This window comes from Furfurilactobacillus milii, assembly GCF_009863985.1.
In the GTDB taxonomy this organism is placed as follows: Bacteria; Bacillota; Bacilli; order Lactobacillales; family Lactobacillaceae; genus Furfurilactobacillus; species Furfurilactobacillus milii_A.
The window spans coordinates 62396-76092 of record NZ_WEZT01000008.1 but is presented as its reverse complement, the minus strand read 5'-3'; the positions used below and the strand labels follow the sequence as shown (position 1 = coordinate 76092).

General features: G+C 42.5%; 15 protein-coding genes. 10 read left to right on the top strand and 5 right to left on the bottom strand.

Annotated features, from left to right (window positions below; translation table 11 throughout):
• Positions 1-135 precede the first annotated feature (135 nt).
• Positions 136-417: a helix-turn-helix domain-containing protein gene (locus tag GB992_RS05925; RefSeq protein WP_161001636.1), complete on the bottom strand. Its 282-nt coding sequence runs from the start codon at positions 415-417 to the stop codon at positions 136-138.
• Positions 418-577: 160 nt separating this feature from the next.
• Here GB992_RS05925 and GB992_RS12000 point away from each other — a divergent pair, with 160 nt between their 5' ends.
• From GB992_RS12000 to pnuC, 9 genes are all read left to right on the top strand, one after another.
• Positions 578-799: a helix-turn-helix domain-containing protein gene (locus GB992_RS12000; protein WP_161001635.1), complete on the top strand. Its 222-nt coding sequence runs from the start codon at positions 578-580 to the stop codon at positions 797-799.
• A gap of 30 nt (positions 800-829) precedes the next feature.
• A complete protein-coding gene (locus tag GB992_RS05915) occupies positions 830-1270 on the top strand; it encodes a zinc-ribbon domain-containing protein (RefSeq protein WP_161001634.1) in 441 nt (146 codons plus the stop codon).
• Between the two features lie 31 nt (positions 1271-1301).
• A complete protein-coding gene (locus GB992_RS05910) occupies positions 1302-2489 on the top strand; it encodes a zinc ribbon domain-containing protein (protein ID WP_161001633.1) in 1188 nt (395 codons plus the stop codon).
• Between the two features lie 250 nt (positions 2490-2739).
• Complete coding sequence (locus tag GB992_RS05905) at positions 2740-3198, top strand: zinc ribbon domain-containing protein (RefSeq protein WP_161001632.1); 459 nt, start codon at positions 2740-2742, stop codon at positions 3196-3198.
• Positions 3195-3782: a zinc ribbon domain-containing protein gene (locus GB992_RS05900; protein ID WP_161001631.1), complete on the top strand. Its 588-nt coding sequence runs from the start codon at positions 3195-3197 to the stop codon at positions 3780-3782. Before GB992_RS05905 ends, GB992_RS05900 begins: the two co-directional genes overlap by 4 nt.
• Positions 3783-3815: 33 nt before the next feature.
• Entirely contained in the window at positions 3816-4208 is a 393-nt protein-coding gene (locus tag GB992_RS05895) for a hypothetical protein (protein WP_161001630.1), read from the top strand.
• On the top strand, positions 4205-4624 hold the full coding sequence (locus GB992_RS05890; RefSeq protein ID WP_161001629.1) for a zinc ribbon domain-containing protein: 420 nt from the start codon (positions 4205-4207) through the stop codon (positions 4622-4624). Before GB992_RS05895 ends, GB992_RS05890 begins: the two co-directional genes overlap by 4 nt.
• Before the next feature lie 110 nt (positions 4625-4734).
• On the top strand, positions 4735-4956 hold the full coding sequence (locus tag GB992_RS05885) for a hypothetical protein (protein WP_017262197.1): 222 nt from the start codon (positions 4735-4737) through the stop codon (positions 4954-4956).
• A 404-nt stretch (positions 4957-5360) separates the two neighbouring features.
• Positions 5361-6128 (top strand): nicotinamide riboside transporter PnuC, encoded by a 768-nt coding sequence (gene pnuC / locus GB992_RS05880; protein WP_161001628.1) that lies wholly within the window; start codon positions 5361-5363, stop codon positions 6126-6128.
• A gap of 288 nt (positions 6129-6416) precedes the next feature.
• Here pnuC and GB992_RS05875 read toward each other — a convergent pair whose 3' ends face one another.
• The gene (locus tag GB992_RS05875) at positions 6417-8741 is read right to left on the bottom strand and encodes a glycoside hydrolase family 65 protein (protein WP_161001627.1); all 2325 of its coding nucleotides are present in this window, start codon (positions 8739-8741) and stop codon (positions 6417-6419) included.
• 661 nt (positions 8742-9402) lie between these two features.
• Here GB992_RS05875 and GB992_RS05870 point away from each other — a divergent pair.
• Entirely contained in the window at positions 9403-9855 is a 453-nt protein-coding gene (locus GB992_RS05870; RefSeq protein WP_161001626.1) for a Fur family transcriptional regulator, read from the top strand.
• Positions 9856-9915: 60 nt separating this feature from the next.
• Here the strand turns inward: GB992_RS05870 and GB992_RS05865 are convergent, their stop codons facing one another.
• The 3 genes from GB992_RS05865 to GB992_RS11620 form a co-directional block, all read right to left on the bottom strand.
• Positions 9916-11340 (bottom strand): MFS transporter, encoded by a 1425-nt coding sequence (locus GB992_RS05865; protein ID WP_161001625.1) that lies wholly within the window; start codon positions 11338-11340, stop codon positions 9916-9918.
• A gap of 91 nt (positions 11341-11431) precedes the next feature.
• Positions 11432-12898 carry a multicopper oxidase family protein gene (locus GB992_RS05860; protein ID WP_161001624.1) on the bottom strand — a complete coding sequence of 489 codons (1467 nt, stop codon included), beginning with the start codon at positions 12896-12898 and terminating at the stop codon, positions 11432-11434.
• Positions 12899-12922: 24 nt separating this feature from the next.
• Positions 12923-13093 (bottom strand): hypothetical protein, encoded by a 171-nt coding sequence (locus GB992_RS11620; protein ID WP_017262189.1) that lies wholly within the window; start codon positions 13091-13093, stop codon positions 12923-12925.
• Positions 13094-13697: the final 604 nt, after the last annotated feature.

Sequence of the window (13697 nt, the reverse complement as noted above, 5' to 3'; positions counted from 1 at the left end):
CAGAACAAATGAATAATCGTCCCCGTAAATGTCTCGGATGGAAAACGCCTTATGAAATATTCTTTAATGTAGTGTTGCACTTAATTTGACAATTCAAGCTTTTAGACAATTGATTGCCTTGTCACTCACAAATATTTACTTTCGTTGGTGTTGAAATGGTATTCTTTCGGAACGCTCTTTTAAAACCTTCATTTCCTCTTTTGCAATATTGTTTAAATCAAGTTGCAAAAAATCGCACAACGCGAACAAAAGTGGAATTGCCATTTGACCAGATGTAACTGGCTTACTTGCATGCTCATACCTTGAAATCATTCCTGAAGAATTTGGAATTCCATAAATTTTTAAAATATTTTCTGATAGTTCCATTTGTGTCAAATTTTTGTCAATCCGTGCACGCTTAATAGCGTCTCCAAGCATACTGTCATCTCCTCCACAATAAAAAGCATTTATTATAGAGTGTTGCACAGCCGCTACACCCCTAGCAACCGCAAACTAAAAGTAGTTGAAGGGGTACAATTTTCGAATTATAATTCAGAAGTGAATATTTCTAACTTACAAAAGGATTAGGTGATTCATATTGAGAGTTGAAAGCAATCAAGTTTCAAAAAAAGAAACAACAGAAAAATTGCGAAATTATTTAAAAAAGCATGGGATCACGCAATTAGACGTAGGTCTGAGCATTAACATGCATCGCACAACTGTTAATCGAAGGTTGCACGGTCAAGGCTCCTTCACCGTTGAAGAAGCTGAACAAATACACCAACAATTTAAAGTACCATTGAAGCTTTTCTTCCCATAATTGGTTTTGTTATCTATTGGAGATATAATCATGAAATTTTGCCCTCAATGCGGCACCCAAAATAACAGTAGTGCTCAATTTTGTATAAATTGTGGCTTTCATTTTGACATCAGTGAATCTGAAACTCCTGATTCCGCCACGATTGCATCAACAACATCATTTAACACTTCTGAAGGACATTACGAACCGTCACCTACTTCGAAAATTGAACAAGAGCATGGTCAAACGAATGTTAGTCCTCAAGAGAATCTAAAAGGTCGCAACTTTGGCGTCACAGTAGCTATCATTATCGGTGGTTTTAGTGGTGCCTTTTATGCAAGTGGTTGGAGGGTTATGGCGACCGCCTTCAACATATTGGGTGGTGTAGTCATTACCGAACTCAATGGGTCAAACCTAAACAGGCGCAGTATCTTTCAAATTTTTCTCATGGGTATAACAGCCAGTGTAGTTACATTTATGTCTATTTTCTAAGTGTTAGATAAAATTTTAGAGGTATTCAATTATGAATAATTCAATTACATGTCCGTATTGTCATACTCAAAATGAACCCAATGCCAAATTTTGCAGAAATTGTGGCAAATCATTAAGTGACAGTCAAATAAGTGATTCAAGCCAGCGACAAGAAGTGCCAGCAAAAGGAAGGAAATTTTTGATTCCATTAGTCGTGGTAATTATTTTGGCTTTAGTTGGAGCTCTTCTTACCTTTCGCTATTTATCACCCCAAAAATTTCATACTCTCATTCCATCAACGAGGCCAAAATCTCAAAAACAAAAAAAACAACATTCTAGTACTCGTGCTGTCTCATCAAAAAAGGCTTCACAATCGAGCAATGCTTCTGCGGTTTTTGATTCACTTCCTCAAAAACAACAACTGGCCTATTTAGCATATTGGGTTTTCGGTATGAATTCCAAGGGGCTTGCATCTACATCTGATGGCAGTCAACCAAATTTAACCGTGTTAATGGGCCAGCCAAACGAAATTGGTTTAGTCTATACCAACTCAAATATTAATCACGTTCTATCAGAGACAAACAAAGTTATTGATCATCGTGATGGTACTTTCACAAAATATTCGGCCACACCACCAGATGGCACTGATATGGCAGATTGGACACCTGAAAATACTAGTTGGACTAATAACGGAACAATTACAAAAGATCAGTTGATGAGAAAATATAAAAATAAAATTACACCTTACATCTCAATGCTGGATATGAGTCACACAAATAACTCTATCAGCAGTTTCTTTAAGTCTAGCTCGCCAAATGACAGCAGTTCTGTCGATTCTAGCTCAACTTCACAATCCGACTCTGAGGCCGCCAGCTCTGGAACCGATACTATTAGTCTAATCCGACAAAAAGTACAGGCGTCTAATAGCATTGATTGGTCTCGGTACTCTATACAAGACATCCAGCACGAACAGGCAGTAATGCCAAACGGTGCAACATGGGGTGTTTTCCTCAAAGATAGTCAAAACTCAGAAGCTCATCCTTATATCGAAGTAGATGATAACGGAAATATATTGGATAAAAAGAATTTTGATAATAGTTCTGGCAATACTGACTCTACAAGTGATAGCGACAATGATTCCGATGATGACGATACTGATAATAATGACAGCGACACTAATGACGACGACAACAACGCCGCAGATACCAACAACGATGCAGACGATGACACCGCAGATTAAAAACTACAAGAAACAGAATAAAAGATAATTTCATTTGGAGAGGGCAAATTACAAGTTTAATCCGAACAAGCCCGGAATCTTTCAATGGCAGTCTGTTGATGATGTATTTTTAATGGTCGTTGATTAATTAGTTCAAGTGCAGTAATCACTCCCTATATTGGTTGGAATTAGCTACTACCATTGTAAGTGATTGCTTTGGGCTTTTTAATTTCTGTTCGGATTAATTATAGAATTTGCCAGAGATTTAAATATGTTAGTCAAAAGATATAAACGTTGTCCAAAATGTGGATCAGAAAACTCTGACACCGCTAAGTTCTGTTTGAAGTGCGGTGCCAGTCTTCAAAATGTCGAAGTTTTCACAGATTTACCCGGCGCAAACATTTTCGAAACAAGTATTGACCTAACTGATACACCCACAATTACAGCAGGAAAAATTCCCGACGGATTTGTATTGGCCGCTTCTGTAGAAGTCATTGGTGCAGGAGAAAATTACACGGAAGCCTGGAAAACGCTGATGCGCAATCTAAAGTCCATTTTGAACATCAAGGGATTAGATGGTGTGGCGAATTATCAAGTCCTCCTTTCCCCGTTTCAGACCAGCGCGGCCGAAACAAAATTGACGTTGATGCTATACGCTGACGGAATTCTAAGTATGAAACATAAGAACAAGAATCCACAAAAGTCTGATGAGAAAGAAGGTGCCCTATGAATAAAAAATTTTGCCCAGAATGCGGAACCCCAAACGACGGAAACACCATCTTCTGCATTAATTGCGGATTTAAATTCCCGAGTTCAGAGCCGTTTCCCCCTTCAACACAACCTAAGGTAAACTCCGAGGTCACAACCTTTGACTCGATTTCAAATAATGAACCACAAAGCAACGCCAATATTTGGGCCACGTTAATTATCATTCTCTTAATAATTGGCAGTATCGTTGGCATTGTTATTCACCAAAATCCGCCACAAACAACAGAACAAAAAATAAAAAGTTGTGTAGTCGCCCACACTGCTAAGGATGATTACAAAGTCATGATCAATAAATCAAAAAAGGCTATCGGTCTGGAAGCAAAAGATAGTGACATCATCGATTCTATGGAGCAAATGGTAGATAAACAAGTCTACTACGAAGAGGACGCAGATATTCAGTCAACGGGGACAAAAATTTCCAAATCAATTAAGCAAAAGGTTGGATCAGGTTGGACATTAATTATTCTAAATCCAGAAAATTCCGACCGTGAATTGTGGCGTTATAAGGACGGCAACTTAGATTATGCCGTTGAGGACGATTTTTAAGGAGTACAAGTGCTTATTAGGAGGCAAAAATAAATGGCATCTAGCATTCAGGAGATTGTAAATTTCAAAATCAAACACGGCTATTCAGATAAAACCGATAATTTTATCCAAGTAATGTCCCTTCACGACTACCATAATTTGTGGATTACTTGGTTAGCTATTTGGGGTACCAAAAATAATATCATTTGCTTTGAGGATCAGGGGCTAGTACTCATCCCATCAACAATTTCGGGAAAAATTGTTGGTGAACCAAGACTCGTCCCCATTGATCAAATTTTGGATGTCGAATTCAAAAAACGAATTTCGACCACTTTGATTCATTTTTCAGGGAAAAACACCGGGATGGATTTTGTGGCTTCAAACTTTACAGCTGTGATACCGTGGCAAAAAAATAATTTACTTAGTCTTGGAGGACGTAAATCATGAAATATTGTCAGCAATGTGGGGCTCAAAATAAACCAGATGCAAAATTCTGCGTTAATTGTGGCGCTCTCTTTGATCAAATGAATGATGCTCAAAATAACTCTCATTCTAACGTATCAAATGTTCGGCCGTACCAACGGCAAACTCAGCAAAGTGCTCAGCCCCAGCAAATTCAGAGTTTTGACGATACTGCTAGGCAAACTAATAATAATTCAAGGCTCTTTTTAATCCTTGGATGGCTATCAGCCGCCGTCTCATTGTTTTTCATTCCGATTATTTTTGGTGGTATTGGCGTTGCCTTAGGATTTGCATCGCGTAAACATAACGAAACACAGGGATTAATTCTAATTGTTGCTTCAATCATTTGTGGCATTTTGGGTGTTGTTCTTGGCGCTATAATTGGTTCTTCAACTTATTAGAATTTCGACCTTCCGTGTCTTAAAAGCGTTTCACAAGCACATAATTACCCCTCCCCTAAAACGCATGCTAAACTCGTACTCATACTTAGCAGACACAAGGAGGAATAACTATGATTACAATTTTCCATAACGAACTTGGCCATCACAGCATTCACTTCCCTAAAGGTAAATACATCACATTTAATCTGATTCACCCAGCGCCAACTGCCGCGTACCGCATTGAAATTCTGGATACTAACTTGGATGGCGTTAAACGCCTGCAATTACGTTTTAGTCACCTCGGCCAGATTTTCAAACTGCGCGACCAACAACTGAGTTTCCAACTCATCTAGTTGACTCACTCCCCCTCAATGAGGCATCTAGATGTTGTGGCTCCATAAAATGGGCTTTCGTAGCCATTTTGTGGAGCCTTTTCTTGTTCTGACACGGTTTTAACCTTGAAATGCAAAAATTACTGCAGATTGTTTTCATTCATTTTCATGGCTTTTACATACAATATATAGTTTTTTCAAAAAAGTTTTCACATCATCTTGTGTCCATCACAAAATAGCTCTCAGTGCCGCCATCACGGTCTCAAATCGCCACGCAACGTTAACTCATGGTACATACAATAAGCGTTTGACAGGCATTTTGTTTTCCACGGTCTGGGTGCTAACATATCTATCAGTGCGTTGCAGGCCTGAATCTTTTACTTCTACCGGGCCACAAATACAAATCATAGAATGGAGATCTTTTCATGCGTCACGTTACCAATTATTTTAAGTTTCTCGGCCACCAGTTAACTGGCTGGCACAAGGCCTCATACTGGCTTTTCGGTTTTTCATTGGGTGCCCAGGTGATGACCTTAGTTTCAAACCCCTTCAGTTTGGTTAGTTTGATCACGTTCATCGGAACAACACTTGGGGTACTTTGTATCTTGGCCATCAACCAAGCTAAGAGTGTTAACGGCTTACTTGGTGTGTTATCTGCACTTTGCTTTATTTATGTTGGTTTTTCTGCCAAAAACTACCTGTCCATCGGTGAACAGATTGTTTACATGGCAACACTTGACCTGCCAGTCTTGCTAAGCCCAAGCTGGAACAAAAACATGGTCAGCAAAATTCGTTCATTTACATGGCGCAGTAACACAGTTGCTATTATTGCTACATTAATTGTTTACGGGATCTCCGGTTACGTTATTGGCGCAGTTACCAACGATCCTCGTCCTTGGATCGACGCTATTTCATTCAGTATCTCCGCTTGTGCCGGTGTCATCTGCTTCATGCGGTTCAAACAACAATACATCTGGTGGGTTGCTTCTGGTTTAGCACAAATGGTTTTGTGGGCCGTTTCCTTCCGTCAAGGTGACGCTACGTTAGCCATGTTTGTTAACAGTTCTGTTTACTTGATGAACGACTTCTTAGCCTTCACTATCTCCCCTTGGTACAACAAAAAGAACCAAGCGGCTGAAGCTAAGAAGGAAACAGCTTACTTCGAACAAATGGAAGCCGTTCACCAGAACTAATTTCCGCATCAACACATAGATAGAGCAACGCACAGCTAAATTTATCGAACGAACCCCGGCAATTTTGAAGTTGTCGGGGTTTTCTCGTGCCATTTACGGCTATTTCTATTTTCTATAAATTGGGGCATGAGACCTCAGTTTGATTTTGGTGAAATTGCCGTAACTGCGAGACATAGCACTGTCTTTTGTTCATCTAACTTAAACAAAATGCGACGTCCATGAGAAAATCCCATAAACGTCGCATTTGAATTATCTGAGAAAGCCGGTCGCCCTCTCCTAATGTCAATTCTATTTCTCCGTTAAATTAACGGTCATCATCCGTTTGACCGGTGCTTTGCTGCTTAAGGCCACTTCCTGTCCATCACAGTAAATTGTCACCTGGTCACCCTCAATCAGGCTAAAGTGCGCTTGATTACGTGTGATGTGCATTTCAAACTGACTGCCACGATAACGAATCTTAAACGTCAATGCCGACCACTGAACCGGTAAGTGTGGATGAAACTCCAAGCCACGGTCAGCACGAATCATGCCGGCTACGCCTAGCGTCATTTCCATCCAACTAGCACCCATGTTGCCGACATGCACGCCGTCTTGTGAATTGCCCTGACTATTGTTTAAATCAGTTAGGATTGATTCTGCAATATAACGGTACGCTTTGTGATGCGCTAAAATTCGATGCGCCAGAATACTAAAGATTGGGCGCGACAACGATGAATCATGTGTCGTTAATGGCTCATAGTAATCAAAATCACGTTTGAGCTGTTCAATATCTTGGTCGGCTGGGAACAATAAATCACTCATCAGTGTATCGGCTTGCTTATTGACTTGATGGCGATACAAACGCATTGGGTGGTAGTGAAGCAACAATGGGTAATTATCCCGTGGTGTCTGATCGAATGGCCAAATCTCCATGTTAAAGGCACCATCATCCTGCATCTTGACACCGAGTTCCTTATCAAACGGCAGGTACATGCTATCTGCAATGTGTGTAAAGGACTGTAATTCCTTTTCAGTCACCCCAAGCTCTTCTAACTTGCTTGGATGGCTCCTCTTAAGTTCTTTAGCATAGCTAACGGCTAGACGGAGATTGTGTTGAGCCATCCGGTTGGTGTAATAATTGTTATTCACCATTGCCGAGTATTCATCGGGCCCGTTCACTTTGTTAATCACAAACTTGCCGCCCTGAGGCCCATCAATACCGAAGCTGCCAAAACGCTGCCAGAATCGCGCCGTCTCCAGGATCAGTTCAAATCCAATTTTCACCAAGAAATCCTGATCATCTGTGACCTGCACGTATTCAGCGACCGCATACGCAATATCCGCGTTAATATGAACAGCCGCCAGACCAGCAGGAAAGTAAGGCGACGCCTCCATCCCGTTGATTGTGCGCCATGCAAACATTGCCCCGCCGTCTAAGCCAAAGTCTCGGGCCTGACGCCGTGCCTCATCCAACGTATGGTAACGATACGTTAACAACGCTCGGGCCATTTGTGGATCTGTATAAATGAAGGCCGGCAGCATAAACATTTCGGTATCCCAGAAATAATGTCCTTCATAACCTGCCCCAGTGAGACCCTTGGCTGGAATACTGGTCTTCCCATCGTGACCAGCAGACTGGTGCAGATGAAAGAGATTGAAGCGAATCCCCTTTTGCGTCTCAGGATCACCGTCAATCCGAATATCCGAATTGTGCCAGAACTCCTGCATTTTGTGGGCAGATTCTGTAAACAAGGTTGAAAACGAATGATGCTCTAGATGTGCGTTTGCGTTTTTCAAGTATTGCGTGTGGTTCATCGCGACATCCATAAGACTGTGAATCCGCCCGACGGAATAACCGAAGTCGAAAGATTCTGCCAGCCCTTGCTGGAGGTCAAGGTCCATTACGTATTTGGGCATACCGTCCGAACGGTCAAACTTGACCAAGGAGTCTTCACCCAAATAACGCCACATAAGGACTAGCCCCAATTGACTCCGTTGCGTCGTGATCTGCATGGCCGGAAAGTCCGCATTCAAAAACTGCCGATCCAAAATGTTATTTCGCGACACAGCACGAATATCGCCGTCTCGGGTAAACACCTGGTCAATATAGGGGTGCTGTTTGTACAGCTTTACCGCCCCGCTAAAGTTAATTGGCCGAATGGTGTAGCTGACACAGTAAATGCCATCATCAGCCTGTGACGCAAACGTCGATAAGGATAACTGGAGTATTTTTCCAGAAGGTGTGGTTATCTCAAACAATTCATTGAGTAACCCCGTTTCCATATCAAGGTTTTTATCCACAACTCGGGTGGCAAATGTCGTTTGATCCGATCGTTCTCCATCGATCTCAATGACAAGGTATCGTGGGTCGGGTAACTGAGCGATGGTTTGATTATTTTCCGGGTAACCCGCGTATGATTCTCCATATGTAATGTGGCTCAAATCATAAAAGCCATTCACAAATAGGCCAGGCATCCCCTCATCTAATCGCAGGTTTCCCTGTAATGGATTGCTGGCACGCACGCCTAGATGTCCGTTAGCCAACGCGTAGATGGTCTCTAAGAATGAAGCATTACGGTTCGTTAAATCCTGTAAGTGAAGTTGAAACGACTGTTTTTGCTCACTTATTGCCATATGAATTACATCTCCAACAAATCAGCGTTATCATCGTGTTCATCATAGTGCAACCGCTTCAATATGCGCAAGATTTTACCTTTAAACTATTGAACCTTACTGCCCTTACTGCCGGTTGTCACCGTTGATACACTTGTCGTGGGACCGGTTCAAGCCTGAAAACCACAGACTTTCACCTCGTTGGGAAGCCTCGCAAGATCACGAGTCTTCCCAACCGTCCGTGCTGTAAATTCGACAGAATCATTCGAATTAACACCGCCTTCACGAATCGGTATCAACGGTGACGCCCTCACATGCATGTAACAGCAGATTCAATTGCGACCCATTTTCTTATTTTTAGCTTTAAATTTAGCTAAATCTAGTACAACATGAGTGAAGCCGGTCGAGGGCAGAATTGCAGGGCAGGCTTGGAAACGTGGTCTTCGGTTCCAAGCCGAGGTTGAAGACCCTCGGGGTTTGAGGGCTGAGATCGCTCCCATGGTATGACGTCCTCGACCTGCAAAACGAAATCAATCCACTCAAATTTTGAGGAATTGATTTTACTGCCATAATTTCAGACATATCGTCAATTACATGAGTCCTTGACAATTCATCTAATTGGTATTTAGATAGAAAAGTGTTTTAATATTAAGTTAGAACAAGTCTAAGGAAGGAGTTGCCTATGGCACAGGTTATTGATGAAGCAGCGGTAAAAGTATTAAAGGACAAACATCTGCGGGTTACCCCGCAACGGCAGATTGTGCTCCATTACCTCATGACACACCACAATCATCCTGACGTTGGCACCATGTTTGACGAACTGAAACCCGTTCACCAAGGACTAAGCTTGGCAACGATTTACAATACGTTAAATACGTTAGTCGAAACAGGGATTGTGATTGAACTAGAAAACGGTGATGCAGGAACCCACTATGACTACTTTGGTCGGCCACATTTTCACGCCGTTTGTCAGAACTGTGGGAAGATTACGGACATCTTTTATGATGATTTCGCCAATCTGGAAAGTGCAGCGGTTAAACAGTCTGGTTACATGATTACCGAAGATCACATCGAACTCTATGGTTATTGTCCAGATTGCCAACGCAAACTGGGACTAACACCAGATGCAAAATAAACCAGATATAAATAAAAAATCGTCGCTCACAATTAATGTGAACGGCGATTTTTCTTACACCTACTTCGTTGGTGCCTGTTTACCACGCGGTAAGGTAAACGTTAATGCCAAGCCTAAGATTCCGATAATCAGAAAAGTTAAGAACGTCATCTGATAACCAGTCAGTGTAGCCTGATGTAAACCTTGAGCAGCCTTATGCGCATCTGTCACCCGCGTCAAAATAATCGTGGCGGCAGCAACCCCTGCTGATCCCAGAATCTGACGGGCAGTCGTTGTCACAGCTGTTCCGTGAGAAATCAGTTTATCAGGCAATGAGTTTGCTCCCAGTGTTACGGCTGGCATCATAACAAATGCATTCCCACCTTCAGTCACAATTGAAGCCAAAATTAAGCTAAACACGTTTAAATGGCGTGCAAAGATAGTCAGGTAGCCAAACCCGAGCACAATCAAAATCATCCCCGTAAGGACAACGTTTCGTGGTCCAACGCGATCCATCAAATGACCGGATAGTGGGTTCAACAGACTGAGACCCACGGCCGCTGGAACCAGTGACAATCCAGAAAATAGTGCTGATAAACCGAGCACATTTTGATAATACAACGGCAGCACAATCGTGGTCACAATCAGTGCAATGTAAGAAGCACCCGTTAGCAACACACCGGTCGTGAACAAACGACTGTGGAAAACTCGTAATTCCAATAGTGGCTGGTCACGATGTAACTGACGATAACAAAAGCCAATCAACGCCAGGATACTGATAATTAGCAGCGTTGTCAGCCACCAGTTAGCGCCCTTTACCCCAATTTGATTAAGGACGTACAAGACACCGATGAACCCCAACGAATAAATAATCGACAACCAGTCCATTGTCGACCGATTAACTGGCATAACATCTTTAATCGTCCAGAAGGACAGAATAAACACAGCAGTAACGAGCACGAAGAACAATACAAATAGACCACGCCAACTTGCAAATGACAGGACAATTCCGGAAACGATTGGTCCGGTTGCTAAAGCAGATCCCATGATTAGCCCTGCCGTGCCCATCGTTGCTCCCCGATGATCTTCAGGCGTAATTGTCAGCAACACCGTTTGAAACGATGGAAAGATAATACCAACGCCAAGTGCTTCAATTAAACGACCAATTAACAATACTGGATAACTCGTCGCCATCATACATAGCAATGTCCCAAACGCAAACATAGCGGTCACCCAACGAAATAGCGTTGTAAATTTAACGTTGTTCAGTAGCCACGGACTCACGGGAATCATGACACTCATCACCAACATGAAGCCAGTCGTCATCCACTGCACTTGTGGCGCCCCGATATTAAATGTCCGCATCAAGGTCGGATATGCAGTCGATAAGGACGATTGACTGATGGACATACTGAACGTGCCCGTCAGTAGCGTAATAATGAACCATAATCGGTTATAAACGTGCCCCCTATTGTCGACACTCGCTGTTGCCTCTTTCTCACTCATACAAATGCACTTCTCTCTATGTGTTCGCCGACTCACATAAAAACGGCGTCTGAATTATTCAAGACGCCGCTCATATTAGCCAACGATTAATTTAATTTTGGTTCGTTCGGTTGTTAACATCATCCATGCTTAGCAAGTGGAATGTTTGTGGGTGGTCTGGATCGTAAGCTTCAATCTGGGCCATCATCCCAGTATCCTCGTGTTCCAAAATGTGGCAATGATACATGAAGACCCCAGGCACATCAAACATAACCCGAATTCTAACAGTTTCACCGGCATTAACACCGACAACATCCTTGTAGCCGTGTTCATTTGGATAAGGTGCCTTACCATTTCGTGACAGTACCAAGAAGTGACAGCCATGCATGTGGAACGGGTGAATCATGCCACTGCCCATGTCATTTGTGTTAGTCACATCCCAGTCAACGACGTCACCCAACTTCTGTTTGCGATCGATCCGTTGCATATCAAACAGCTTACCGTCGAGGCGGACTTCGTCGTCCATACCTGACATAACTGTCTTTTCAACGGGCAAACCTGGCGTTGGTTCCCAATCGGCCAAATCAACCAAATGATCTGGCAGTTGTGTGTTATCTGGTTCAAAGTCGCCAATTTCAAACGTCATCAACGGCACATCGTCAGACATCAATTGAACCCTGTCACCCGGTTTGTGATCACCAAAGTCGACGATAACTTCTGCCCGTTCAGCACAGGTCAGCATCAATTTAGTCAACTTAACTGGTGCGGGTAAAATTCCGCCATCAGAGCCAACTTGAGTGAATTCGTGATCATCACTAAAGTGCAAACGGTATTCACGCCGGTCAGCACCGTTCAAAATTCTTAAACGAATCCGTTGCGTCGTGACTTTAAAGACACCGTTTACAGTACCGTTAACTAACGGCGTGTCGCCTAACGTACCATCCACGTCATAATCGGCATCATAATCCAATTGATTGTCGTGATAACTACGATCTTGCAAGATAACCGGAATGTCATCAACACCATAATTACGTGGGAATGGTAGCTTACTCTCGACGTCGTCAGTTACAACAACTGCCGCTGCCAATCCGTTCCAGACCTGACGAGCAGTGTTCGGACATGGGTGCGGGTGAATCCAGTCCGTTTGAGCCGGTTGATTCAAGGTGAAGTCAATGTCACGAGATTCACCAGGATAAATTGGCGCATGTGGACCACCATCTGTGACAGGGCCAGGCACATTAAGTCCATGCCAGTGCAACGTTGTCACTTCAGGTAATTCATTGACGATATGCACGTGATAATGGACACCATCCTTCAACACGACCGTTTGGCCCAACAAGGATGCATTGTAGCCCCATGTCTTCGTCTTAACACCGGGTAAAATTTGTGTTTCACCAGCTTGAGCACGAATGGTATACCAAACATCATTGCCATCCACTTTGTCTGGTTTTAACACACTCGGAATTGTTAAGGGCTTCTCCGGCACATCCGGTACCTTCAATGGCACATAACCCCCGTCATGCAAATCATAAACAGGTTCATCGTAAAAATAATCGTTGTAAACCTTCTGTTCACTCATGCGAACGCCTCCTATAAATATGTATCATGGTTTTGACTTGCGAAAAGCACACCAGCAATCAATGATGGCTTGCAATAACATCCCCACTGCCATCACTTCCATCGCCAGCATGTTCTTGTTAGCAAATACTAAATAAAACAGAAACGCATACAAAATCACGAAAAAAATCGTGATGGGTTTAGAACCAGTTCCCATAATTCCACCTCCCGAGTACATTGTATTCATTCTAAGTTAAAATGTCATCGCAGAAGGCTGAAAAATTTCAATTTATTTGGATTACAGATCTAAATCACTTAATACGATCAAATTAGAAGTTAAAACCAATAGTAATAATTTCAGAAAATTGATTGTATGACATGTCCAATTATGTAGTCATATTTACTGGAAATTAGCGAAATTACTGGAATCGACCACTTTCCTACTTCATAGCCATAACGTGCTCTCACCCACTGAAGTCTGTGCATAACCCGTTTTCCTGCTTCATAGTCGTAACGCGCTTCGACACCCCAGAGACCTGTGCATAACACAAAACGAGCGCTGTAAAGGCAAAATTCACCTTTACAGCGCTCATTTTACGTTATTGCTCGGTCTCTACCGGGGGTCGTCACGCTCATAAAAAAGGTTCTCTGTCAACTGTTGTTGGTAACGACCATAATGCACTCAATCATTATTTGATGATTGGGTGTTTTGTTTTTGTCCTTAAGATAGATTGTAAAATTAATCCGAACGCTGTTCGGACAAAAAAGATCAGCTTCCTTTAAAATGGTGTTTACCACAAACCCATCTTTTAGGAGCTGAT